The organism is Streptomyces sp. 11x1 (genome assembly GCF_032598905.1).
Lineage (GTDB): Bacteria > Actinomycetota > Actinomycetes > Streptomycetales > Streptomycetaceae > Streptomyces.
In genome coordinates, this window is record NZ_CP122458.1 from 5,847,317 (window position 1) to 5,870,772 (window position 23,456).

The 23,456-nt window shown below is 71.9% G+C and carries 19 protein-coding genes and 1 pseudogene; 9 read left to right on the plus strand and 11 right to left on the minus strand.

Going from position 1 to position 23,456, the window contains the following annotated elements; translation table 11 throughout:
- Window positions 1-34: 34 nt before the first annotated feature.
- The 3 genes from P8T65_RS25810 to P8T65_RS25820 form a co-directional block, all read right to left on the minus strand.
- The gene (locus tag P8T65_RS25810; protein WP_316727625.1) at window positions 35-838 is read right to left on the minus strand and encodes a futalosine hydrolase; all 804 of its coding nucleotides are present in this window, start codon (window positions 836-838) and stop codon (window positions 35-37) included.
- 16 nt (window positions 839-854) lie between these two features.
- Complete coding sequence (locus P8T65_RS25815) at window positions 855-1,325, minus strand: hypothetical protein (RefSeq protein WP_316727626.1); 471 nt, start codon at window positions 1,323-1,325, stop codon at window positions 855-857.
- Between the two features lie 75 nt (window positions 1,326-1,400).
- Window positions 1,401-2,789, minus strand: coding sequence for an MFS transporter (locus tag P8T65_RS25820; RefSeq protein ID WP_316727627.1), 1,389 nt, complete (start codon window positions 2,787-2,789; stop codon window positions 1,401-1,403).
- A gap of 666 nt (window positions 2,790-3,455) precedes the next feature.
- Between P8T65_RS25820 and P8T65_RS25825 the strand changes: the two genes are divergently transcribed.
- The 4 genes from P8T65_RS25825 to P8T65_RS25840 all read left to right on the plus strand — a co-directional run bounded on the left by P8T65_RS25825 (window position 3,456) and on the right by P8T65_RS25840 (window position 9,949).
- A complete protein-coding gene (locus tag P8T65_RS25825) occupies window positions 3,456-4,388 on the plus strand; it encodes a DUF3027 domain-containing protein (RefSeq protein WP_316727628.1) in 933 nt (310 codons plus the stop codon).
- A gap of 353 nt (window positions 4,389-4,741) precedes the next feature.
- The gene (locus tag P8T65_RS25830; RefSeq protein ID WP_316727629.1) at window positions 4,742-7,894 is read left to right on the plus strand and encodes a sacsin N-terminal ATP-binding-like domain-containing protein; all 3,153 of its coding nucleotides are present in this window, start codon (window positions 4,742-4,744) and stop codon (window positions 7,892-7,894) included.
- A 182-nt stretch (window positions 7,895-8,076) separates the two neighbouring features.
- On the plus strand, window positions 8,077-8,865 hold the full coding sequence (locus tag P8T65_RS25835; protein WP_399100181.1) for a DUF5707 domain-containing protein: 789 nt from the start codon (window positions 8,077-8,079) through the stop codon (window positions 8,863-8,865).
- A gap of 178 nt (window positions 8,866-9,043) precedes the next feature.
- Window positions 9,044-9,949 (plus strand): hypothetical protein, encoded by a 906-nt coding sequence (locus P8T65_RS25840; RefSeq protein WP_316727631.1) that lies wholly within the window; start codon window positions 9,044-9,046, stop codon window positions 9,947-9,949.
- Between the two features lie 143 nt (window positions 9,950-10,092).
- On the opposite strand, the gene P8T65_RS25845 is transcribed toward P8T65_RS25840, so the two are convergent.
- The 3 genes from P8T65_RS25845 to P8T65_RS25855 form a co-directional block, all read right to left on the minus strand.
- The gene (locus P8T65_RS25845; protein WP_316727632.1) at window positions 10,093-10,647 is read right to left on the minus strand and encodes a hypothetical protein; all 555 of its coding nucleotides are present in this window, start codon (window positions 10,645-10,647) and stop codon (window positions 10,093-10,095) included.
- Between the two features lie 222 nt (window positions 10,648-10,869).
- Window positions 10,870-13,278, minus strand: a complete 2,409-nt coding sequence (locus tag P8T65_RS25850) for an HAD-IC family P-type ATPase (RefSeq protein ID WP_316727633.1) — start codon at window positions 13,276-13,278, stop codon at window positions 10,870-10,872.
- 209 nt (window positions 13,279-13,487) lie between these two features.
- Window positions 13,488-13,889: a DUF2530 domain-containing protein gene (locus tag P8T65_RS25855; protein ID WP_316727634.1), complete on the minus strand. Its 402-nt coding sequence runs from the start codon at window positions 13,887-13,889 to the stop codon at window positions 13,488-13,490.
- Window positions 13,890-13,935: 46 nt separating this feature from the next.
- On the opposite strand from P8T65_RS25855, the pseudogene P8T65_RS47375 reads away from it, so the two are divergent.
- A pseudogene (locus tag P8T65_RS47375) lies at window positions 13,936-15,040 on the plus strand (solute carrier family 23 protein); the annotation flags it as partial.
- A gap of 37 nt (window positions 15,041-15,077) precedes the next feature.
- Here the strand turns inward: P8T65_RS47375 and P8T65_RS25870 are convergent.
- Window positions 15,078-15,260, minus strand: coding sequence for a ribbon-helix-helix protein, CopG family (locus P8T65_RS25870; protein WP_316727635.1), 183 nt, complete (start codon window positions 15,258-15,260; stop codon window positions 15,078-15,080).
- A gap of 165 nt (window positions 15,261-15,425) precedes the next feature.
- Between P8T65_RS25870 and P8T65_RS25875 the strand changes: the two genes are divergently transcribed.
- From P8T65_RS25875 to thpR, 3 genes are all read left to right on the plus strand, one after another.
- Window positions 15,426-15,863: a MarR family transcriptional regulator gene (locus P8T65_RS25875; protein ID WP_316727636.1), complete on the plus strand. Its 438-nt coding sequence runs from the start codon at window positions 15,426-15,428 to the stop codon at window positions 15,861-15,863.
- A 684-nt stretch (window positions 15,864-16,547) separates the two neighbouring features.
- On the plus strand, window positions 16,548-17,840 hold the full coding sequence (locus P8T65_RS25880) for an MFS transporter (protein ID WP_399100189.1): 1,293 nt from the start codon (window positions 16,548-16,550) through the stop codon (window positions 17,838-17,840).
- Between the two features lie 49 nt (window positions 17,841-17,889).
- Window positions 17,890-18,462, plus strand: a complete 573-nt coding sequence (gene thpR, locus P8T65_RS25885) for an RNA 2',3'-cyclic phosphodiesterase (protein WP_316727638.1) — start codon at window positions 17,890-17,892, stop codon at window positions 18,460-18,462.
- Window positions 18,463-18,712: 250 nt separating this feature from the next.
- On the opposite strand, the gene P8T65_RS25890 is transcribed toward thpR, so the two are convergent.
- Entirely contained in the window at window positions 18,713-19,705 is a 993-nt protein-coding gene (locus tag P8T65_RS25890; protein ID WP_316727639.1) for an aldo/keto reductase, read from the minus strand.
- Window positions 19,706-19,842: 137 nt separating this feature from the next.
- On the opposite strand from P8T65_RS25890, the gene P8T65_RS25895 reads away from it, so the two are divergent.
- Window positions 19,843-20,778: a nuclear transport factor 2 family protein gene (locus P8T65_RS25895; RefSeq protein WP_316727641.1), complete on the plus strand. Its 936-nt coding sequence runs from the start codon at window positions 19,843-19,845 to the stop codon at window positions 20,776-20,778.
- A 52-nt stretch (window positions 20,779-20,830) separates the two neighbouring features.
- On the opposite strand, the gene P8T65_RS25900 is transcribed toward P8T65_RS25895, so the two are convergent.
- The 3 genes from P8T65_RS25900 to P8T65_RS25910 form a co-directional block, all read right to left on the minus strand.
- Window positions 20,831-21,235 (minus strand): SgcJ/EcaC family oxidoreductase, encoded by a 405-nt coding sequence (locus P8T65_RS25900; RefSeq protein WP_316727642.1) that lies wholly within the window; start codon window positions 21,233-21,235, stop codon window positions 20,831-20,833.
- 18 nt (window positions 21,236-21,253) lie between these two features.
- A complete protein-coding gene (locus P8T65_RS25905) occupies window positions 21,254-22,678 on the minus strand; it encodes an MFS transporter (RefSeq protein ID WP_316727643.1) in 1,425 nt (474 codons plus the stop codon).
- 109 nt (window positions 22,679-22,787) lie between these two features.
- Window positions 22,788-23,378 (minus strand): Uma2 family endonuclease, encoded by a 591-nt coding sequence (locus P8T65_RS25910; protein WP_316727644.1) that lies wholly within the window; start codon window positions 23,376-23,378, stop codon window positions 22,788-22,790.
- Window positions 23,379-23,456 lie beyond the last annotated feature (78 nt).

The window sequence follows — 23,456 nt, forward strand, 5'->3', positions numbered from 1 at the left end:
GGCGGCTTCCGCGGGGGCGCTCTCGGGGCTCGTCTCAGGGCTCATAGGGGTTCCAACTCTCCAGCACGGGCGTCAGCTTCCCGAAGGCCGTGGTGAGTGCGGTCAGGGCGTCGCCGATCCGCCAGGCGGCGCGGTCGCGCGGGCCCACGGGGTTGGAGACGGCCCGCAGTTCGAGGACGGGTGTCGCGTGCGCGGCGGCGGCCTCGGCGACCCCGAAGCCCTCCATCGCCTCGGCCAGCGCGCGGGGGTGACGGGCGCGCAGCTCGGCGGCGCGCCCGGCGCTGCCGGTGACCGTGGAGACGGTGAGCACGGTGCCGGTACGGGCGCCGGTGGCGGTCGCGGCGGCGCGCACGAGGTCCCGGGGCGGGTGGTGGGTGACGGTGCCGAAGCCCAGGTCGGTGACCGGGAGGAAGCCGTCCGGTGTCTCGGCGCCGAGATCGGCGGCCGTGATCTCGTCGGCGAGGACGAGCGAGCCGAGGGGTGCGTCGGGCGCGAACCCGCCCGCGATCCCCGCAGACACGACCAGCCCGTACGGCGTGCCGTCGAGGACCGCCGCTGTCAGCGCACCGGCGACGGACGCGGCGGCGAGCGCGGGGCCCACACCGGCGGCGAGGAGGTCGTACTCCGGGCCGGCGGGGGGTGGGGGCGGGGTGTCGCCGCGGTCATCAGGTGCGGTGGTCGTCGCCCCGTAGTGCGGCGTCGCGTCCAGTTCGTGGGCCGAGGCGTGGAACCGGTGGAGGGTGCCGGCCGGGAGGCGGGACTCGGTCGCCGGGCCCGGAAACGCTCGTGCCACCGCGTCCCGTTCGGCCGGGACGGCGGTGGCTACGAGGATGCGCATGGGGGTCGGCCGTGGATCAGGCGTCGGGGTTCTTCAGCTCGAAGTTCCACACGCCCTCGATCTTCGAGCCCTCGGCGTTCTGCTCGACGACGCTGATGGTCAGCGACTTCTGGGCGGCCTGACCCGGCTGGGTGGCGAACAGGTCGGCGTTCTCGAAGGACCAGTAGGTCTTGTCGAACGTGTTGTTGGTGGCCTGCTCCCCGTTGATCCACAGGGCCCAGCCCGTCTCCGACACCTCGGGGTCGACACCGATGCGCAGCGTCTCGCCCTGGGGCAGGTCGATCGACTTGGAGGGCTTCTTCTGCGCGCACTCCCTGGCCTTTTCGGCGGTGAGGGTGCGGTAGCAGGCGGCCTCGGAGCTGATCGAGTCGGTGCCGATCGTGACGGTGGCCATCGGCGTGGGCTCATCGCAGGCCGACAGGACGAGGAGTCCGGCGGAAACGGCGCCGAGAGTGGCTGCGGCGCGACGGGAACGCGGGGAGGTCATGGGCGAAGGCTATCTGGCGTGTCCAGGGGTGCCCTTATGTGGGGTACGGCGTGCCGGGGTCGGCCGGGCCGTGGGTCAGGCCACCCGGGCCCGGGGCGCGCCCCCGTGCCGGGCGGAGGAGAGCAGGCCGCGGACCGTGGTGAGCCAGCCGGCGGCGACGATCGCGGCGGCCACGGCCATCCCCAGGGTGCCGTTGAGGGGCAGGGCGATCCCGAGGGCGCCGCCGACCACCCAGGACATCTGCAGCAGGGTCTCGGAGCGGGCGAACGCGGAGGTGCGCACGAGTTCGGGGACGTCACGCTGGATCAGGGCGTCCAGCGACAGCTTGGACAGCGCCTGCGAGAAACCGGCGACCGCGGCGAGAGCGGCGACGAAGAACGTGCTGAAGAACAGCGCCGCCAGGATCGCCACCACCAGCTCCACGGCGACCACGGTCACGATGATCAGCTCCGGCGAGCGCTGCTTCACCCACGCGCCGACGGCCGTGCCCAGCGCGTTCCCCGTACCGGCGGCCACGGCCACCATGCCCAGCGACAGGGCCGCGCTCTGCCCGTGCAGCGGGTGGATGCGCAGCAGGAACGCCAGGTAGAAGATCAGGAAGCCGGAGAGGCCGCGCAGGGCGGCGTTCGCGCCGAGCGCGTGGGTGACCGCCGGGCCGACCGTCCGCAGCCCCGGCCGCTTGAGAGTGCTGCTGCGGTGCGGGCCGTGCAGGTGTTCGGCGTCGGCCGCGAGCAGGGCCCGGTCCTCGCCCTTCGCCGAGTCGACCTTCGCGGGCAGGGTGAAGGAGAGGAACGTACCCGCGATGAAGATCAGGCAGGCGCCGTAGAGCGGCCAGCGGGGGCCGAGTGCCTGGAGTCCGGCGCCGATGGGAGCGGCGACGCCGGTGGCGAGCAGGCCGCTGAGGGTGACCCGGGAGTTGGCCTTCACCAGGGAGAACTGGGGCGGGAGGAGACGGGGGACGACCGCGCTCCGGACCACGCCGTACGCCTTCGACGCGACCAGGACGCCGAGTGCGGCGGGGTAGAGCTCGATGCGGCCCGTCTCGACGGCGCCGACCAGGATCAGGGCGAGGAACGCCCTGGCCAGCATGGCGCCGGCCATCGCGGCGCGGCGGCCGTGCGGGAGGCGGTCCAGGAGGGGGCCGACGACCGGGGCGAGCAGGGCGAAGGGGGCGAGCGTGATGGCGAGGTAGAGGGCGACGCGGCCGCGGGCCTCGTCGGTGGGGACGGAGAAGAAGACCGTGGAGGCGAGGGAGACGGTGATCATCACGTCGCCGGCGCCGTTCACTCCGTGCAGTTCGATCAGTTTGCCGAGGCCGGACTCGCCGGCGCCGTGGGCGTGGGTGGCCTTGCGGATGCCTCGGGCCGGGCCGGTGAACGGGAGGTGCAGGGCGCGGCCCACCGAGCGGACCGCGCCGGTCACCCGACCCGATCCGCGCGCTCCGCTCCGCTCGGCGCCGGTCACCTCGTCATAGTGCCCCGAGATGGCGGGGCGTAGTGCGGTTACCGCTCGTATGGCCGTGGGGTGGGCGGGTGCGGGGCCGGGCGCCTCATGGGGTGGGGGTGCGTGGTTCGTCGGCGGGTGCGGGTGTGTGGGGCTTCTCGCGCAGTTCCCCGCGCCCCTCAAGAGCCAGGCCCTGCGGGCCTGAAAGCCGATGGCTCGGCAGAGGACGGCGCTCGGTGGCCGATGAAAAGGCCGGGGTGCAGCCCCGCTTTTCAGGGGCGCGGGGAACTGCGCGAGAAGCCCCACCGGGCCCGCACCCGCCCGACAACCCGGTCTCCCCCGACCCCTCGCGCGGAGCCGACCGCAGGCCACGGCGGTTTTTCGCCAACCGTCGGCCGCACCCGAAGCCGCCCCCACCCCCCGTCGTCGGCCAAAGCCAAGCGCAGCGGAATCGCGGAACCCTTACGTCGGTGTGGGCGACGAGCCTCGGAGAAGGTAGCGTGCATAGCGCGCCTGCGGCGGTTGTTCTCGGCCGCGCGCCTCTCGTTCATCCCGCAGAATGGATGACATAGGTGCGCCCGAGTGCGATCGGGCGCGGACGTCGACGCGGCCCCTTGGTCCGCTCCGTCCGCACCCCCCGCCGAGGGAGGCGCACTCGTGAGACGGCGTAGGAGAGAAGCGATACCTGTGAGCGCAGCGACAACGCGAAGCCGCACCCCCGACCGTCTGTGCGCCGAGGCCGTCGACCTCGCCCGCTCCGCCGCCGAGGAGGCCGCCGCACCCGGCGTGGTGGGCGAACACGCGGGCCTCGTCTCCGAGGGCGACCGCGTAGTGACGCACTTCTTCGAGTGCAAGGAGATGGGGTACCGCGGCTGGCGCTGGGCCGTCACCGTCGCCCGCGCCTCCCGCGCGAAGTTCGTGACCCTGGACGAGGTCGTGCTGCTGCCCGGCCCGGACGCGCTGCTCGCGCCGGAGTGGGTGCCGTGGAGCGAGCGGCTCCGGCCCGGCGACATGGGCCCCGGCGATCTGCTGCCCACCGAAGCCGACGACCTGCGGTTGGAACCCGGGTACTCCGGCGAGGACGAACCGCTGCCCAACTCGCCCGTCTCGCACGACATGGCCGAGCTGGTGGAGGCGGAGGACGCCGAGGTCACCGGTGGGGTGCCGGCGAACCTGCCGCTCGCGCCGAGCCGTGGGTCGATCGCCGCGGTCGCCGAGGAGCTGGGGATGCGCCGGGCGCGCGTCCTGTCCCGGTACGGGCTGCACACGGCGGCGGACCGGTGGGAGGAGGGCTTCGGGGCCAAGACCGCGATGGCCCAGGCCGCGCCTGCCGCGTGTGTGAGCTGTGGGTTCCTCGTGCCGATCGGGGGGTCGCTCGGGCAGGCCTTCGGGGTGTGCGCGAACGAGTTCGCCCCGGCGGACGGGCGGATGGTGTCGCTGACGTACGGGTGCGGGGGGCACTCGGAGGCGGCGGTCATGCCGAAGCCGCCGAGGCCGGCTCCGCCGCGGCTCGACGAGACCCGCGTGGACCCCTTCCCGCTCCGGCCCGCTCCGGATTCCGGGTCGGTCCCGGTGGGGTCGGAGGAGGCCGAGTCCGAGGCGGACCTGGGGCACTCGTAAGGGCGCCTGGTAGCTCGGGGGCGCGGGAGCGATGGCGGGTGCGGCCCGGTGGGGCTTCTCGCACAGTTCCCCGCGCCCCTGAAAGACCAGGCCCCTGCGGGCCTGGAAAGACGGCGGGGCTGCGGGCCTGAAAGGACGGCGGGGCTGCGGGCCTGAAAAGCACGGGGCGCAGCCCCTGCTTTTCAGGGGCGCGGGGCTGTGTCCTTATGCGGCTCCGCCGCGTGGGCGCGAGAAGTCCCCACCCACCCGCACCCGCCCACGTACCAGCTACCCCCACCCCCTGGGCGCCCGGCCCGAGCCAGCGCAGCGACCCGGTACCTTCGTGTCCACCAGGCGACAGGGAGATGTGAACCGTGAGCAAGTTCGTGCGGCCGGCGGCCGAGGGTGCGGACCCGTTCGGGACAGCGCGACTGCGGCGGGGCGTGCTGGACGCCTGGGCGACCAGCCCCGCCCGGTTCCGCGAGGACGCCAACGCCGAGGAGGACCTCGTCCTCGGCGGCTACCGGGACCGCCTCGTCGTGGAGCTGGCGCAGAACGCCGCCGACGCGGCAGCCAGGGCCAAGGTCCCCGGGCGGCTGCGGTTGACCCTCCGGGACGGTGTCCTCGTCGCCGCCAACACCGGCGCCCCGCTGGACGCGGGCGGCGTCGAGTCGCTGTCCACGCTCCGCGCGTCCGCGAAGCGGGACAGCCACAGCGGCGGCCACGAGGGCGCGGTCGGCCGGTTCGGCGTCGGCTTCGCCGCCGTGCTCGCCGTCACCGACGAGCCCGCCGTCGTCGGACGGCACGGCGGTATCCGCTGGTCCCTCGCCGAGGCCCGGCTGCTCGCCGCCGACACCGCCCGGCACAGCCCCGGCCTGGGCGACGAGATCCGCCGCCGCGACGGTCATGTGCCGCTGCTGCGGCTGCCGTTCGCGGCCGAGGGGTCCGCTCCGGAGTCGTACGACACCGTCGTGATCCTGCCGCTGCGCGACACCGCCGCCGCCGATCTCGCCGAGCGGCTGCTGCACGCCGTCGACGACGCGCTGCTGCTCGCCCTGCCCGGCCTCGACGAGGTCGTCATCGAGGTCGGCGCCGGTGAGGCGCGGACGCTGCGACGGCGCGTGGAGGGGGCGTACGTCGTCGTGGAGGACTCGCGGGACGGTGTGACGCGTTGGCGGACCGTCGCCGAGCACGGGGCGATCGAGGCCGCGCTGCTCGCCGACCGGCCCGTCGAGGAGCGGCTGCGGCCGCACTGGTCCGTCACCTGGGCCGTGCCGACCGGGCCCGACGGCGCGCCGGTCCGGCCGCGCACGAGTGCCGTGGTGCACGCGCCGACGCCCAGCGACGAGGCCCTCGGAGTGCCAGCGCTGCTCATCGCCTCCTTCCCACTGGACACGACCCGGCGGCACGCGGCGCCCGGGCCGCTCACCGACTTCCTCGTGCAGCGCGCGGCCGACGCGTACGCCACGCTCCTCGCCGCCTGGGAGCCGGTGGGCGAGGGCATCATCGACCTCGTCCCCGGCCCGCTGGGCAAGGGCGAGCTGGACGGGGCGCTGCGCCAGGCGATCCTGGAGCGGCTGCCCAGGACCGCGTTCCTGCCGCGTGCCGTGATGCCCGAACCCGACGACGAGCTGGACGCGTTGTCCGCCGCGCTGCGTCCGCGTGACGCCGAGGTCGTCGAGGGCGCCGGCGCCGAGACCGTACGGGTGCTCGCGGACGTCCTGCCCAGCCTGCTGCCCGCCGGGCTCGAACGGCGCGCGGAGTTGCGGACGTTGGGCGTGGCGCGCCTGCCGCTGGGGGACGCGATCGACCGGCTCGCCGGGCTGGAGAAGGCCCCCGACTGGTGGCGGCGGCTGTACGACAGCCTCGCCGGCGTCGATCCGGACCGTCTGTCCGGGCTCCCGGTCCCGCTCGCCGACGGCCGGACCACCATCGGGCCCCGGCAGGTCCTGCTCCCGGCCCCCGACGACCCGCGGACGGCGGCCCGCCCCGACACCCTCGCCCGCCTCGGGCTGAAGGTCGCGCACCCGGATGCCGCGCATCCCCTCCTGGAGAAGCTGGGCGCGCTGCCCGCGACTCCGCGTGCCGTGCTCACGACGCCGCAGGTACGGGCGGCCGTGGCCGCCTCTCTGGACGACGACGGCGGCGCCTGGGACGAGGAGGACGGACGGCCCGACGCCGACGAGCTGGCCGACCTCGTCCTCGCCCTGGTCCGCGACGCGGGCCTCGAACCCGGCGACGAGCCGTGGCTCGGCGCCCTGGCGCTGACCGACGAGGACGGTGAGCTGGCCCCCGCCGGTGAACTCGTCCTCCCCGGCAGCCCGTTCGCCCGGGTCATGCGCGAGGACGAACTCGCCTTCGTCGACGCCGAACTGGCCGACCGCTGGGGCGAACAGCCCCTGGCCGCCTGCGGGGTCCTCGCCACCTTCGCCCTCGTACGGGCCACCGACGTCGTCCTCGACCCCGACGAACTGGAGCCGCGCGACGGGGACTTCGCCGAGCCCGACGACGCCGGGCTGCTGGACGCGGTGGACGTGTGGTCCGAGGACGTCCTCGACCGGTTCCCGGACAGCCCGGTGCCGCCGGTCGCGACGGAGATCGTGGCCGTGCGCGACCTGGACCTCGTCGACGAGGACCGCTGGCCGGAGGCGCTCGCGCTGCTGGCGAAGCCGCCGCTGCGCGACGCGCTGGTCCAGCCGGTGCGCATCCTGCTCGCGGACGGCACGCACGAGGTCGTCCGCCCCTACACCGCCTGGTGGCTGCGCGGTCACCCCGTCCTCGACGGCCGCCGCCCGGCGGGCCTGCTCGCGGCCGGCGGCGACCCGCTGCTGCGCGGTCTGTACGACGAGGCCGACGCCACCGGCTTCGACGACGAGCAGGTGCTGCGGGCGCTGGGCGTGCGGACCTCGGTGGCCGCGCTGCTGGACGAGCCGGGTGGCGCCGCCGAACTGCTGGACCGGCTGGCCGACCCCGATCTGCCGGTGGGAGCCGCGCAACTGCACGGTCTGTACGGTGCGTTGGCCGAACTGGACCCCGAACAGGTGACTCTCCCGGACGAGTTGCGCGCGGTGCTGGACGGTGAGGTGACCGTCGTGGACGCGGCCGATGCCGTGGTCGTCGACTCGCCCGACCTGCTGCCCTTCACCTCCGGTGTGCCCCTGTTGCCCGTACGGCCTTCGCGGGCTGCCGAGTTGGCCGAGCTGTTCCAGGTGCGGCGGCTCAGCGAGTCGGTGACGGGTGAGGTCGACTCCGAGGGCACGGAGCACGACGTACCGGAGTCGGTCCGGGTCCTGCTGGGCCCGGCCACGCCCGCGTCGTACGTCGAGCACGAGGAACTGGTCGTCGACGGCGTGGAGTTGGACTGGCGCCGCACCCGCGACGGTGTATTGCACGCGGCCACGCTGGAGGGCGTCGCGGCCGGACTGGCCTGGGCGGCCGGACAGTGGCCGCGCCGCTTCGAGGTGGCCGCGCTGCTCGAAGACCCGTCCAGGACGGAGGAGTTGGCGCGGGACCGCTGGTTTGACTGAGCTAAACCTCCGCGATGTGATCTGCGCAACATTCGCAAAGGTTGTTCACAACTCGCACAACCATTCCCAGGAGCCCCGAGTCTGGTCTGGTGAGCCACCCGGCTCTCCAGACACTCGGGCCCCGCGTGCCGACACTTCGTGCGTCATCCGTGCCGCGGGTCCCCTCTTACGTGGGGAATACATTGCACAAGCGTGCCATCGTGGGTGCCGTCACCGGCGCCCTGGCCCTGACCGCTTTCGTCGCCCCGGTCGCGCAGGCCGCTCCGACCGCCGGGGACACGAAGATCACCGACGTCGTGGTCAACGGCGGTAAGCCGGTCGTCGTCGGCACCGGCAAGAAGACCTTCACGGTCTCCTTCAAGGCTTCGGACAACTCGGGCATCAGCCTCAAGGACGTCACCGTCGTCCTCTACCACGGCGCGAGCCTGGACACGGCGGACAGTGGCGCCGTCGCCAACGGCAACGACGAGAGCCTCGCCACCTGCAAGAAGGTCAACTCGACCACGGCCTCCTGCAAGGCGAGCTTCACCGTCGAGACCCAGGCGAACCTGATCAACTCCGTGGCCGGCACCTGGAAGGTCTGGGCGCTCGCCGCGGCCAAGGACTTCGACTACGTCGAGAAGGACCCGGCCAAGACCTTCAAGATCCAGCGCCAGACCAAGCTCGTCGGCGCGAACGCCTCTCCGGAGCCGGTCAAGAAGGGCAAGACCATCACGGTCACCAGCAAGCTGACTCGCGCCAACTGGGACACCGAGAAGTTCCCGGCGTACGGCGGCCAGGCCGCGAAGCTGCAGTTCAAGAAGGCGGGCACGTCCGCGTACAAGGACGTCAAGACGGTCAAGTCGTCCTCGACGGGCGCCCTGAAGACCACCGTCAAGGCCACCGCCGACGGCACGTACCGCTACGTCTTCGCCGGCAGCTCCGGCACGGCGGCCGTGACGTCCACGGGCGACGCCATCGACGTGAAGTAAGCGACGAGCCCCAGGGCTCATCCCTCCCGGGTCGGCAGTGGTCCGACGCGGGAGGCAGGGGGCGCGCCGGGCGGACCGGCGTGTTCCCCGACCGCACGATCACGCGGGTCGGTCGACCCGCCATCACCGGGGGCCGATGGTCGATCACCGCCGAGCCCTCTTTCCACCGGGGGAACACATGCGTGTCCGAACCATCGCGGTCGCCGCTTCCGGCGTTCTCGCGCTCTCCGCCTTCTCCGCCCCGGCCGTGTTCGCCGTGGGCGCCGACGGCGCCTCTCCGGCGTGGGCAGCGGTCGGCGGGCCCTCGGCGTTCGGTGCCGCCACCGGCGCCGACGCGGCCGTCGGGGACCTCGATGTCTCCTTCTCCGCCATGAAGGTGAACAACGGCAAGCCCGTCGTCGTCGGTGCGGCCAAGCACCGCACGGTGCCGGTCACCTACACCCTCAAGCACGCGGCCGGCCTCGACGTCACCTCCGACGACGTCCTCAACGGTCCCTTCCTGTACCTGAAGTCGGTGCCCGGCTCGGTCCTGGACGACTACACGGACCCGCTCCTCTTCGGGGACGAGCCGGCGACCTGCAAGGCCACCTCGGCGACCACCGCCAGCTGCAAGGCCGTCATCGACATCCGGCCGGGCGCGGGCGACCTCGCCAACTCCCAGGCCCGGACCTGGAAGGTGGGCGGTCTGGCCATCCAGGGCGACGAGCGCACCGAGCAGCTGAACGAGGCCTGGCAGGGCGGCCTCGGCACCGTCAAGGTGCAGCGCGAGGCGAAGCTCGTCGGCGCGAACGCCTCTCCGGAGCCGGTCAAGAAGGGCAAGACCATCACGGTCACCAGCAAGCTGACCCGCGCCAACTGGGAGACCAACAAGGTCCCGGCGTACGGCGGTCAGGCCGTGAAGCTGCAGTTCAAGAAGAAGGGCACGTCCACGTACAAGGACGTCAAGACGGTCAAGTCGTCCTCGGCCGGCGCCCTGAAGACCACCGTCAAGGCGACCGTCGACGGTACGTACCGCTATGTCTTCGCGGGCACCTCGACCACGGCGGCCGTGACGTCGGCGGCCGACGCCGTCGACGTGAAGTAGGCCGCAGGCGGCGGTTGAGCGGGTGGGCGTCGGTTCCGGGGATTCCCGGGGCCGGCGCCTTCTGCAGCCGTCGGGCACGGCGTGGGGTGTCGTGATGGGGCGTCGCGGGCGGTCGGCGGTCGCGGCACCCCCTCGTCGCGCGGTCAGAGCGTGGGGAAGAGCAGGGCGAAGAACAGCCACAGCAGGACGGCCCAGAAGAGCGCGGCCGCCAGCGACACGAGCAGGGAACTGCGCCACTTCAGCACCAGGAACGGGAAGAGCACCAGGGCCGCCCAGTAGCCGGCCACGTCGATGGAGAGCCGGGCTGCCTCGCCGAGGGTTCCCGCGCGGCCGGTGGCCATGTGGCGCAGCAGCCGCTGCGAGGCGAAGCCGTACAGGCCGAAGACCACGGGGAAGAACCACAGCGGAGTGATCGAGACCAGCTCGGACTCCGAGAGCTCGTCGAACATGACCAGGTAGACGAGACCGGCGGCGACGAGACCACCGATCAGAGTGGTCACGTAGAGGGCGGTCAGCGCGGGCGGCTCGACGGCGCCGGCCGGGACGGGCACCGCCGAGGCGTACGGGACGTCCGGCGACGGGACCCGCACCACCCGGTGGCAGTGGGGGCAACGGACCTCCTGTCCCACGCGATCGGCCGGGGCCGAGATCAGATGCCCGCACGAGGCGTGGAACTCCACCGGCTGATCCGGGTTCATGTGGTGCCTCTCCCCTCCCTGTACCGCGCTCCCCGCCACGGGCCCGCTCCACCGGCCGGTGAGGGCGGGGGAGCGGTGGTCGCGTCGAGGTCGGTCGGAGGCGAGGACGCCGGCCGCGCGGGTCTGGTTTCGCGCGCGGGCGTACGCCCCATGCGCGCGCCCCTCGTGCGCGGGGAAGCGCCGGCTACGCGGAGGCGCGCCGGCCACGCGGGAAAGCGGCGGTTACGCGGGGAAGCGGCGGTCCACCCACCTCCACAAGAATTCCAGGACCGCCGCGGCCCCGGCCGCGACGGCGACCGCGGTCCACGGCATCGTCGTGCCGACCAGGCGCAGCGCGAAGAAGTCCTGGAGCGAGGGGACGACGAGGACCAGCAGGAAGCCCGCCGCCATCGCGGCGACCAGACCGAGGCGCCACCAGGTGTACGGGCGGGCGATGATGGCCAGCACCCACATCGAGATCAGGAAGAGCGTGAGGGTGGCGGCGCTGGTCTCCGCCTCCAACGCACCGGCTCCGGTGTAGTAATGACGGGTGATCAGATATGTGGCGAAAGTCGCCAGGGCCGCCAGGACGCCGCCGGGGATGGCGTACCGCATGACCCGGCGGACGAAGTGGGGTTTCGCCCGCTCCTTGTTGGGGGCGAGGGCGAGGAAGAAGGCCGGGACGCCGATCGTCAGGGTGGAGAGCAGGGTCAGATGGCGGGGCAGGAAGGGATACTCCACCTGCCAGCAGACGACCAGGATGGCGAGCAGCACCGAGTAGACCGTCTTGACCAGGAAGAGCGTCGCCACGCGGGTGATGTTGCCGATCACCCGACGGCCCTCGGCGACCACCGACGGCAGCGTCGCGAAGCTGTTGTTGAGGAGGACGATCTGGGCGACCGCCCGGGTCGCCTCCGACCCGGAGCCCATCGCCACACCGATGTCGGCGTCCTTGAGGGCCAGGACGTCGTTCACCCCGTCGCCGGTCATTGCGACCGTGTGGCCGTTGGACTGGAGCGCGCCGACCATGTCCCGTTTCTGCTGGGGGGTCACCCGGCCGAACACGGTGCCCGAGTCGAGGGCCGTCGCCATGTCGTCGCGCTCTGCGGGCAGCCGGCGGGCGTCGACCACCTCACCGGCCAGGCCGAGCTTGCCGGCCACCGCACCGACCGAGACCGCGTTGTCGCCGGAGATGACCTTCGCCCGGACGTTCTGCTCCTCGAAGTAGCGCAGGGTGTCGGCGGCGTCCGCGCGCAGCCGCTGTTCGAGGACGACGAGGGCGGTGGGAAGCGCCTCGGTCGCCACCTCGGGGTCGTCCAGCTCCCGGGTGACCCGGGCCAGCAGCAGCACCCGTAGCCCGTCCTCGTTGAGCCGTTCGGTCTCGGCGAGGGCCGGGTCGTCGTCGGGGAGCAGGACGTCGGGGGCGCCCAGCAGCCAGGTGCTGGCCTCGCCGTCGCTCTCGCCGAAGGCCGCGCCGCTGTACTTGCGGGCCGAGGAGAAGGGCAGCGACCGGGTGCAGCGCCAGTCCTCGCCGTCCGGGTAGGCGTCGATGATCGCCTGGAGCGAGGCGTTCGGCCGGGGGTCCGACGCGCCGAGGGCGCCCAGCACCCGGCGTACGTACGACTCGTCCGCCCCGCCCAGGGGGCGCAGCTCGGTGACGTCCATGCCGCCCTCGGTGAGCGTGCCCGTCTTGTCGAGGCATACGGTGTCGACGCGGGCCAGGCCCTCGATGGCCGGCAGCTCCTGCACCAGGCACTGCTTGCGGCCGAGACGGATCACGCCGATGGCGAAGGCGACGGAGGTGAGCAGGACCAGGCCCTCGGGGACCATCGGGACGATGCCGCCGACCATGCGGGCGACGGAGTCCTTGAAGTCGTTCTCCTTCACGATCAGCTGGCTGATGATCAGACCGATCGCGGTCGGGACCATCATCCAGGTGACGTACTTGAGGATGGTGGAGATGCCGGAGCGCAGCTCGGAGTGGACGAGGGTGAAGCGGCTCGCCTCCTCGGCCAGCTGGGCCGCGTACGCCTCCCGGCCGACCTTGGTCGCGGTGAACGCGCCGCCGCCCGCGACCACGAAACTGCCGGACATCACCTGGTCGCCGGGTTGTTTGGCGACCGGGTCCGCCTCACCGGTGAGCAGCGACTCGTCGATCTCCAGGCCGTCGGTCTCGACGCACTCACCGTCGACGACGATCTTGTCGCCGGGCCCGATCTCGATCAGGTCCCCGAGGACGATCTCCGACGTCCCGACCGAGGTGGCGACGCCGTCCCGCCGGACCGTCGGCCTCGCCTCGCCGATCACCGCGAGGGAGTCGAGGGTCTTCTTCGCCCGCCACTCCTGGACGATGCCGATGCCCGTGTTGGCCAGGATCACGAAGCCGAAGAGGCTGTCCTGGATCGGCGCGACGAACAGCATGATCACCCAGAGGACGCCGATGATCGCGTTGAACCGGGTGAAGACGTTGGCGCGGACGATGTCCACCGTGGAGCGGCTGCTCCGTACGGGTACGTCGTTCACCTCGCCACGGGCCACCCGCTCGGTCACTTCGGCGGCCGTCAGCCCACGCGCCCGCCTCGTGTCCGGCGGGGCCGAGGCGGTGGTGGGGTGCACAGGATCGAGGTCGGTGCCCGCGTCGATGTGCGTCATGCATCCGACGGTACGTGCGGATTCAGGGGTTCACCCATCGAGTGGGCGAAAGATCCGACCAGGGGAGTGGGGCTCTGCTTCGGCGTGGTGCCGGGGTCGTACGTGCGGGGGGTGTGGCGGGTGCCGGCGGTTGATGCGGGCCGCAGCGGGCCGCGTCCCCGGACCCCCGCTCGTCGCCCTTCGGGCTCGTCCTCAATCGCCGGACGGGCTCAGTTGGTGGCGGGCCGTGCCTCCTCCACGTCACCGGCTTCGGCCGTGTCGGCTTCGCCGGCTTCCGCTTCGCCGACTTCGGCTCCGTCGCCTGTCTCGGTTCCGCCCGCTCCGCCCGCTCCGCCCGCTCCGCCGGCTTCGCCGGCCTCGGCCTGCTGTGCCGCGTCTCGGTTGATCGCCGCGTCCCGTCTGCGGACGTAGTAGATGCCGATGAAGCCGAGTCCGCCGCCCGCCAGGCAGGTCCACACCCACCAGGTGTGCCCGTGCTCCTCGTACCAGCCGTAGAAGGGGAGCTGGACGACGAAGAGGACGAGCCACAGGATCGTGCCGCCGATGATGGTCGGCACGATGGGCCCTTCCAGGGGCTCCGGTGCCTCGTGCTTGGGGATCCACTTCGCCATGGGGCACAGCTTACGAGGCGCGCAGGTCTACGCGCGGAGAGCACTGGGCCTGCGCAGGGGCATCTCCATCGGTGTCGGTCTGTTCATCATGCTGATCGGCCTGGTCGACGCCGGCTTCGTCACCCGGATCCCGGACGCGGTCAGAACGACCGTGCCGCTCCAGATCGGTGCGGACGGACACCTCAACGGCTGGCCCGTGCCGGTCTTCGTCCTCGGGGCGCTGCTGACGCTCGCGCTGATCGTACGCAAGGTGCCGGGCGCGATCCTCATCTCGATCGTCGCCATGACGCTGCTCGCGGTGGTCGTCGAGGCCGTAGCCAAGCTTCCGGCCGGTTCGTGGGGTCTGACCACCCCGAAGTGGCCCGGCAACCCGGTCGGGACCCCTGACTTCGGGCTGCTCGGAGAGGACAGTCTCTTCGGTGGCTTCGGCAAGGCCGGCCTGCTGGCGGGCGTCCTGTTCGTCTTCACCGTGCTGCTGTCGTGCTTCTTCGACGCGATGGGCACGATCATGGGCGTCGGTGACGAGGCCAAGCTGACCGACGCGGACGGATAGATGCCGGGCATCAACAAGGTGCTGTTCGTCGACGGCATCGCCGTCGCGGCCGGCGGTGCCGGCTCCTCGTCCGCCACGACCTGCTTCTTGACATCCTCCCCCTCTCAAAAGAGGGGGATTCCAGCCCATATGGGCCGAGGTTCACGGACGCTCGACCGCTGGTCGGGCGGTGTCGTCCCTCCGGCACCGGCTGTGCGCCGGGGGCGGGGGATCCCGCCCTGTCCTGAGGGGGCGCACCGGCTTCGCCAACGTGGTGACCGGTGCCCTGTTCGCGGTCGCGCTGTTCCTGACGCCCGTCGCCACGATGGTCCCCTCTCAGGCGGCCACCCCGGCACTGCTCGCGGTCGGGTTCCTGATCCTCGCGAACTCCGTCCGCGAGATCGACTGGGCCGACTGCACGATCGTGGTCCCGGCCTTCGTGACGATGGTGATGATGCCGTTCACCTACTCGATCACCAACGGCATCGGCATGGGCTTCATCACCTTCGTGGTGCTGCGCCTGGCCGCGGGGCGCGGCCGTGAGGTCCCGGTCGCGATGTACGTGGTCTCGGCGGTCCTCCTCTTCTGCTACCTGATGCCGGCGCTGGGTCTGACGTGAGCGGTACGCGGTTCCTGCGGGTGACCGCGGCCGCCCCTCACGTCACTCCGTAGAACTTCTCCGTCTCCTCGACCGCGGTCTGGAACCGCTCGTCGAAGTCGTCCCGAATGAGCGTCCCGATCACGTAGTCCTGGACGCTCATTCCCCTTTTCGCCGCGTGGGTCCGGAGCCGTTCGAGCAGCTCCTCGTCTATCCGCAGGCTCAGCACAGTGGTCGCCATGTGTACGAGGGTCAGGTGTGCTCTGCTCTGTCGTGTCATGTTCTGCGTACCAGTCACTCATATGAGTGATCCGGGGGATTGGCTCGGCATGAGTGGCGGGGCTCACGGGCACGGCTGTGGAGTTCCGGTGGTCTTTAGCGAGGGTAATGAGTTAAACTAAAGAACATGCCTGACCTGAACCATGGCGACGACGAGGCCGCTGTGAACGCCCTCCGTTCCGCCGTGATGCGCCTGTCCCGTCGGCTCAAGCACCAGCGGGTCGACGAGTCGCTGAGCCCGACCGAGATGTCGGTGCTCGGCACGCTCGCCCGTTGCGGTACGGCCACCCCCGGTGAGCTGGCCCGCAAGGAGCATGTGCAGCCGCCGTCGATGACCCGGATCGTCGCCCTGCTGGAGAGCAAGGGGCTGGTGAAGCTGGAGCCGCACCCCGAGGACCGGCGGCAGAAGGTGGTCACCCAGACCGAGCAGGCCGAGGCGATGTTGGAGGAGAGCCGGCGCAAGCGCAACGCGTTCCTCGCGTCCCTGGTCGAGGGGCTCGACGAGGAGGAGTGGGCTGCGCTCCGGACCGCCGCGCCGGTGCTGGAGAGACTCGCGCACCTCTAGCGCGCGCCTCTCCGCCCCCGGGCCGGCCGCCTGGCGCGCCGCCCCTTGGTGCGCTGTCGCCGTGGGGGCACGCCGGCGTGGCCGCCGGTGCGCCCCGGCATACAGCCTGTGTGCCGGCCAGGGGGCGGGCATGGGCCGACCCGAAAACCAGCAGACAGAACAGGAGCGCTGAGGCTCACGCAGCCGCAGGACGAACACGCGTTTCACGCAAGGAGGCGAGTCCCTTTGAGTACGGGCCCCGGAACACCTTCCGTCCCCGCACCCCCACCCACCCACGAGCCCCCACCCACTCCCGCAGTACTGGAGGCCCCGCCGGATACCGACGGCCGGCCGAACGAGGGCAGCGCGATCGCCCTGCCGCGCGCCGCCGACCTTTCGGCCGCCGCCCACCCCGCTTCCGCCTCCGCCCGCGCCTCTTCCGCCCGCGCCTCTTCCGCCCGCGCCTCTTCCGCCCGCCCCGCTTCCGCCTCCGCGCAATCCGCTTCCGCCCATTCCGCCGCCGGCGGTTCGGCACTGATCCCCGGACCCGCGAGCCGGGCCGCCGCGCGCGCCCGTTCCACTGCGGCTCCCGCGGCCGCCCCGCCTCCCGCGGCCGCCCCGCCTCCCGCGGCCGCCCCGCCTTCCGCGGCCGCCCCCCAACCCGGTGGTTCCTCGGCGGTTTCGGCCGAGGGGGCCCGGGTTTCCATGTTCCGGTCGTTGCGGGTGCGGAACTACCGGCTGTTCTTCGTCGGGCAGGTCGTGTCGAACATCGGCACGTGGATGCAGCGGATCGCGCAGGACTGGCTCGTGCTGAGCCTGGCCGGGTCCTCCACGGCCGTCGGTGTGACGATGGCGCTCCAGTTCCTGCCGATGCTGCTGTTCGGACTGTACGGCGGTGTGCTGGTCGACCGGTTCCCCAAGCGGCGGCTGCTGTTCGTGACGCAGACGTCGATGGCGGTCACCGGGCTGGCGCTGGCCGCGCTGACGATCTCGGGCCAGGTGCAGGTGTGGCACGTGTACGTGGCCGCCTTCGCCGTCGGCATGGCCACGGTCGTCGACAACCCGGCCCGGCAGTCGTTCGTGTCCGAAATGGTCGGGCCGGACCAGCTGCAGAACGCGGTCAGCCTCAACTCGGCGAACTTCCAGTCGGCCCGTCTCGTCGGCCCCGCCGTCGCCGGTGTGCTGATCACCACCGTCGGCACGGGCTGGGCCTTCCTCTACAACGGCCTCTCCTTCGTCGCCCCCATCATCGGCCTGCTGCTGATGCGAAGCGGTGACCTGCACCCCGTCCGCCGTGCCCCCCGCGCCAAGGGCCAGCTCCGCGAGGGCCTGCGCTATGTGGCCGGGCGCCCCGAGCTGCTGTGGCCCATCGTGCTGGTCGGCTTCATCGGCACCTTCGGCTTCAACTTCCCCGTCTGGCTCTCGGCCTACGCGGACGACGTGTTCCACGCGGACGCCGGCTCGTACAGCCTCTTCAACACGCTCATGGCGGTCGGCTCGGTCGCCGGCGCCCTGCTCGCGGCCCGCCGGGGCACTGCCCGGCTGCATGTGCTGATCGGCGGCGCGCTCGCCTTCGGCCTGCTGGAGATCGTGGCGGCGCTGGCCCCCGAGTACTGGATCTTCGCCCTGCTGATGGTGCCGATAGGGATGTTCGGCCTGACGGTGAACGTCACCGCCAACACGGCCATCCAGATGAACACCGACCCCGTGATGCGCGGCCGCGTCATGGCCCTCTACATGATGGTCTTCCTGGGCGGTACGCCGCTGGGCGCGCCGATCGCCGGCTGGGTCACCGACGCGTACGGCGCCCGGACGGGCTTCGTCGCCGGCGGTGTCGTCTCCACGGTCGCCGCCGTCACCGTGGGCCTCGTCCTCGCGAGGGCCGGCGGGGTGCGGTGGCGCTCCGCTGGGGTGGGCGGTGCCGAAGGTGGTGCCGCGCCGCGTCGTCGGCGGCTGCCGCGCCGTCGTGGCTTGTCGCGCAGGTCCCCGCGCCACTGAGGGGGCGCGGTGGTCGCCGAGTGACACGCGGGCTGAAAGGGTGGCGGGCATGAGACTGTTCGCCGCTGTGCTTCCGCCCGCTGATGTCGTCGAGGAACTCGGTCTGGTGGCCGGGGAGTTGAAGAGCCTCGCGGGTGCGGACCGGCTGCGCTGGACCCAGCCGCCCGGCTGGCACTTCACGCTCGCGTTCTACGGCGAGGTCGAGGAGGACGTCGTACCGGAGCTGTCGCGGCGGCTGGAGCGGGCCGCGGAGCGCAGCGAGCCGTTCCGGCTGGCCGTGCGCGGCGGCGGGAAGTTCGGGCGCGGCCGGGCCCTGTGGGCGGGGGCCGAGGGGGACCTCGGCGCGCTGCGGATGCTGGCCGACCGGGCGGAGGCGGCGGCGCGCAAGGCCGGGGTGCCGATGGGGGAGCACCGCCGGTACACCCCCCATCTGACGGTGGCCCGCAGCCGGGAGGACCTCGACGTGAGGCCGTACGTCGCTGTGCTCGACGCTTTCGCCGGGCGGTCGTGGACGGTGTCCGACCTGGCGCTGGTGCGCAGCCGTCTGCCGGCGTCCGGGGTGGCGGGTGAGCAGCCGCGGTACGAGGCGGTCGCGCGGTGGGGGCTCGGGGCGGGCGGATGACCGTTCGGGCCGCCGGTTAGGCTCGGGGGTGTGGACCCGAAGACCCGTAACCGGATCATGGCCGGTGTGCTCGTACTGATGTTCGCTGTGGTGGCTCTCGCGGCGGCGCTCGGTAAGTAGCCGTATCGCGGGCGGGGGCGGGGAGCCGCGCGCCTTCGTCGGCCGCTGCCGGTGACGGCCGCCGGCTGGTGAGGGTTCGTCGCGCAGTTCCCACGCCCCTACGAACAGGGGCCGTCCCCTGTCGCCGTCGTCACCAGGCGAAGGCCTCCGGGGACGGGCCCGGGCCCGGGAAGATCTCGTCCAGGGACGCCAGCAGCTCCTCGTCCAGCTCCAGTTCCACCGCGCGCAGCGCGGATTCGAGCTGCGCGGCGGTGCGCGGGCCGACGATGGGGCCGGTCACGCCGGGGCGGGTGAGCAGCCAGGCCAGGGCGGCCTCGCCGGGCTCCAGACCGTGCTTCTCCAGCAGGTCCTCGTACGCCTGGATCTTCGCGCGTGCGTCGGGGCCGGACAGGGCGCCCGCCGCGCGTCCCGAGCCGCGCCGGCCGCCCTTGACCTCCTTCTTCAGGACGCCGCCGAGCGCACCGCCGTGCAGTGGCGACCACGGGATGACCCCGAGCCCGTACTCCTGCGCGGCCGGGATGACCTCCATCTCGGCGCGGCGTTCGTAGAGGTTGTAGAGGCACTGCTCGCTGACCAGGCCGATGGTGCCGCCGCGGCGGGCGGCGGTCTCGTTGGCCTGGGCGATCTTGTAGCCGGGGAAGTTGGACGAGCCGGCGTAGAGGATCTTGCCCTGCTGGACGAGCACGTCGACGGCCTGCCAGATCTCGTCGAACGGGGTGTCCCGGTCGACGTGGTGGAACTGGTAGAGGTCGATGTGGTCCGTCCGCAGCCGCTTGAGGCTGGCGTCCACGGCGCGCCGGATGTTCAGCGCGGAGAGCTTGTCGTGGTTGGGCCAGGCGTGGTCGGAGTCCGCCATGTTGCCGTACACCTTGGTCGCGAGGACGACTTTGTCGCGGCGGTCTCCGCCCTTCGCGAACCAGTTCCCGATGATCTCCTCGGTGCGGCCCTTGTTCTCGCCCCAGCCATACACATTTGCCGTGTCGAAGAAGTTGATGCCCGCGTCCAGCGCCGCGTCCATGATCGCGTGGCTGTCCGCTTCGTCCGTCTGCGGACCGAAGTTCATGGTGCCGAGGACCAGTCGGCTGACCTTGAGTCCTGTCCGTCCGAGCTGTGTGTACTTCATGACTCCCTAGCCAAGGCCGTGGAGTGCGCTCTAGGCAAGCGAGAGGGATCTTGACGCTAACTGGAGGTTAGTGCTTTCCTTTCGTAAGCATGAGCTTGAACTTTCAATATGCCCGTGTTGTAGCAGATGGGAGCATCGTGACCCCCACCACGCCTGCCCGCCGCGCGCTCGTCGCCGTCCTCGCGGCCGCCGCGCTCACGTCCACCGTCGCCGTCGTACCGGCCGTCGCGGCCCCGCCCTCCGCCGCCGTCGCGGAACGGGCCCCGTACGGGAGCGCCGCGCGGCTCGGCTACCAGAAGGCCGTTGCCGTACGGGTGCTGAAGGGGGTGTTCGAGGACGGGGACACGGCGGTCGTGGACCGGTACGTGCGGCCGGACTACATCCAGCACAATCCGTTCGCGCCGGACGGGGCGGAGACACTGAAGGGCCTCGCCGGGATGGTGAACCGGCAGTTCCCGGACGCCGCGTACGACGTCAAGCGGGTCATCGCGCAGGGCGACCTCGTGCTCGTGCACTCCAACGTCGTGCTGACGCCCGGCACTCGCGGCTCCGCCGTCTTCGACATCTTCCGGTTCCAGGGCGGGCGGATCGCCGAGCACTGGGACGTGGCGCAGGACGTGCCGGCGACGTCGGCCAACGGCAACGACATGTTCTCCACGGTCAGCAGGCCCCGGACGAGCGAGCCGGGACCGGCCTGGCTGACCTCTTACCACGAGAAGCTGGTGACCAAGGCGTTCGACCGGCTGCTGGTACGCAAGGACCTGTCGGCGATCGACAAGTACTGGGGCCGCGAGTACCACCAGCACAACCCGAACATCCCCGACGGCGTGGAGGGGGTCAAGGCCGGTCTGGGGGGCTACTTCCAGCAGTTCCCGTCCCTCACCGTCTCGCGCAAACGTGTCGTGGCCGAGGGCGAGCTCGTCGCCGTCCACAGCCACTACGTGAACGTGCCGGGGGAGCGGGGGCAGGCGGTCGTCGACCTGTTCCGGGTGCGGAACGGGAAGATCGTCGAACACTGGGACGCGCTGCAGGACGTGCCGGAGACATCGGCGAACGACAACACGATGTTCTGACCGGTTCTGACCGCCGCGCCGGTTTCCCGGCGCGCCCGGCCGTTCCCCTCGCTCAGCCTGCCAGGACCTGCGTGTTCTGGCAGGCGGTGAGCAGCCAGCGGCCGTCGGGCTGCTTGGTCATCACGTAGAGCGGGGCCCCCTCGCTCGTGTCGTCCCCGCCCAGGTAGCGCTGGCGGACCTTGACCGCCGCGACGTCGGGGCGGAGGAAGAGCACGTGGACCACCTCGTAGCTGACCTCGCCGTCCCAGTGGGCCCCGGGGAGCACCTTGCGGGTGAACGCCGCTATCTCGTCCAGGCCGATGAGGACCTTGCCGTGGGCCGTCGTCCAGATCGCGTCGGGGTGGAAGAGGGCGAGGAACTCGTCGGGGTCCTTGTGCTGCTGGGAGTGCTCGACGGTGGCGACGACCTGCTTGACGGCTTCGATGTCGGCGGCTCGCGCCGGGGTTTCCGTGGTCATGTGGACCATGGTGCAACCTCAAGCACGGTTGAGATCAAGTGAGTTGTCGGTTCCCGCATCGATCCGGTCGCGGTGGCGGTCGTGGCGGCGGAGGAGCAGCAGTGGCGTCGCCAGGAGGAGCAGGCCGGCCGTGGCGATCGCCGTGCGGGGGGTGGTGACGGAGGCGAGGAGGCCCCAGAGGGCCGTCGTGGCGGCGATGGTGAGTTTGCCGGTGACGGACCAGGCGGTGAGCGTGCGGGCGACGCGGTCCGACGGGGTCCGGGTGAGGCGCTGGGTGGCCAGTACGGGGTTGAAGACAGCGATGCAGGTGATCAGGCCCAGTTCGGCGACCATCACGAGGGCGAGGCCCGCCGGACCCGTGTCGACGAACGCCAGGCCCAGCGGCCAGCACGCCCGCAGGGTTCCGGAGACCCGGATGACCCTGTCCTGCCCGTACCGGACGACCAGACGACGGGAGAGACGCGAGCCGATCAGACCGCCGACGCACGGGACGGCGAAGGCGAGGCCGTACTGCCAGGGCGCGAAGCCGAGTTGGCCCACCATGAGGATGAGCAACAGCGGTGCCGGGGCCATGATCAGGGCGTTGACGAGGACGGAGTTGAGGAAGAGGGGGCGCAGGGCGGGGTCGCGGAGGATGTACCGCCAGCCGTCCAGGAGGTCGCCGAGGCGGAGCCGGGGGGCGGCATCCGTCGCCGGTTTGACGGCCGGGGCCGGGTGGGGTTGCGTCCTGCCGGCCGGTCGGGGCTGCTCGGCGCCGGTCGAACGGGGTTCCTCGGTGTCGGTCGTGCGGGATTCCTTGGTGCCGGATGGACGGGGCTCCTCGGTGCTGGCCGGGTGGGGTTCCCTCGTGCCGGTCGGGCGGGGCTCCTCGGTGCCGATCGCTCGGATGCCCGCCGCCGAGAGGAGGTAGCTGCCGGCGTCGATCAGCACGGTGACGACCGGGCCGAAGAGACCCATCGCGGCGCCGCCGAGGGGCGGGCCGAGCATCGTCGTGGTCCAGGTCGTGGCCTCGAAGCGGCCGTTGGCGGCCACCAGGTGCTCCGGGGGGACCAGGAACTTCAGACAGGCGCCGCTCGCCGCGGTGAAGGTGATGTCGGCCATGGCGACGAGCACGGAGACCAGGAGCAGTTGGGGAAAGGTGAGCAGGTCCAGGGCGTAGGCCACCGGGACGGACAGCAGGGCAGCGCAGCGGGCGAGGTCCATCGAGATCATCACCGGGCGCTTGCGGCGGAACTCCAGCCAGGGACCGAGCGGTACGGCCACCGCCGCGCCCACCGCCAGACCGGTGGCCGCCAGCGCGGAGACCTCCGTGGGGCCGACGTGCAGGACCAGCACCGCGAGCAGGGGGAGCGCGTCGAACGACAGCCGGGTCCCGAACGCGCTGACCGCGTACGCCGCCCACAGCCACCGGAACTCCCGCCCCAGCCCACCGCCCCGCGTCATCCGCCCGCCCCGCATCCGTCGCCGCCGCGTCCGACCGGGACATCCAAGCGAGTCGGGGGCGGCCGATCAAGTGCGGATCGCTCGGGCCAAGTGGCCGCGTGCGACGGCGTCAGCCTCGGGGGAGGTCGGCGGTCGGCAGGACCAGGCCGAGGAGGGTGGTGGTCATGTCGACGTCGCCGCCGTAGGTGATGGACAGGTCGCTGACGTAGTCGCCGTCCTTGGGTTGGGTGAAGAGCCGGCACTTGCCAGCGTAGGGGTCGGCGATCAGGTAGACGGGGACCTCGGCGAGCGCGTACGCGGTCTTCTTGGGGCCGTAGTCGTTCCTGGCGGTGTCCTGGGAGATGACCTCGGCGATGAACTCGACGTTCTCGTGGCGCCAGCGGCCGTTGGAGTCCTTCTCGGCGTCGTCACGCAGCTTCGCCACGTCAGGGGCGAGGCCGTTCAGCCGGCCGGGGAAATCGATGCGGACGTCCGAGACGGTGTTCACCCCCTTCCCGAAGGCCTCCAGAAGCGCTTGAAGGATCGCGAAAATGGTCTTCCAGTGAGCATCCCGCTGCGGCGACGTGTAGATGGTCCCCTCGACGATCTCGACCTTGTATCCCTCGGGGACGGGCATCTTCTCGAGTTGCTCGAACATCTCGTCGAGCTGTCGCGTGTTGTCGCTCTCGGCCATCGCGATCCTGTCTTCAAGGACGGTCATCGTGGCGCTCCTCCCCGGCCGCCCCTCGATCGAGGACGGCCGCGCAGTACAACGATACGCACGGTGACGAGGACACGA

Bases quoted from the DNA above. Each gene is read 5' to 3' on its own strand.
- P8T65_RS25810 (WP_316727625.1), bottom strand. From the start codon at position 838: ATGCGCATCCTCGTAGCCACCGCCGTCCCGGCCGAACGGGACGCGGTG.
- P8T65_RS25815 (WP_316727626.1), bottom strand. From the start codon at position 1,325: ATGACCTCCCCGCGTTCCCGTCGCGCCGCAGCCACTCTCGGCGCCGTT.
- P8T65_RS25840 (WP_316727631.1), top strand. From the start codon at position 9,044: ATGCGTGTCCGAACCATCGCGGTCGCCGCTTCCGGCGTTCTCGCGCTC.
- P8T65_RS25845 (WP_316727632.1), bottom strand. From the start codon at position 10,647: ATGAACCCGGATCAGCCGGTGGAGTTCCACGCCTCGTGCGGGCATCTG.
- P8T65_RS25850 (WP_316727633.1), bottom strand. From the start codon at position 13,278: ATGACGCACATCGACGCGGGCACCGACCTCGATCCTGTGCACCCCACC.
- P8T65_RS25855 (WP_316727634.1), bottom strand. From the start codon at position 13,889: ATGGCGAAGTGGATCCCCAAGCACGAGGCACCGGAGCCCCTGGAAGGG.
- P8T65_RS25870 (WP_316727635.1), bottom strand. From the start codon at position 15,260: ATGGCGACCACTGTGCTGAGCCTGCGGATAGACGAGGAGCTGCTCGAA.
- P8T65_RS25875 (WP_316727636.1), top strand. From the start codon at position 15,426: ATGCCTGACCTGAACCATGGCGACGACGAGGCCGCTGTGAACGCCCTC.
- P8T65_RS25880 (WP_399100189.1), top strand. From the start codon at position 16,548: ATGTTCCGGTCGTTGCGGGTGCGGAACTACCGGCTGTTCTTCGTCGGG.
- thpR (WP_316727638.1), top strand. From the start codon at position 17,890: ATGAGACTGTTCGCCGCTGTGCTTCCGCCCGCTGATGTCGTCGAGGAA.
- P8T65_RS25890 (WP_316727639.1), bottom strand. From the start codon at position 19,705: ATGAAGTACACACAGCTCGGACGGACAGGACTCAAGGTCAGCCGACTG.
- P8T65_RS25900 (WP_316727642.1), bottom strand. From the start codon at position 21,235: ATGACCACGGAAACCCCGGCGCGAGCCGCCGACATCGAAGCCGTCAAG.
- P8T65_RS25905 (WP_316727643.1), bottom strand. From the start codon at position 22,678: ATGACGCGGGGCGGTGGGCTGGGGCGGGAGTTCCGGTGGCTGTGGGCG.
- P8T65_RS25910 (WP_316727644.1), bottom strand. From the start codon at position 23,378: ATGACCGTCCTTGAAGACAGGATCGCGATGGCCGAGAGCGACAACACG.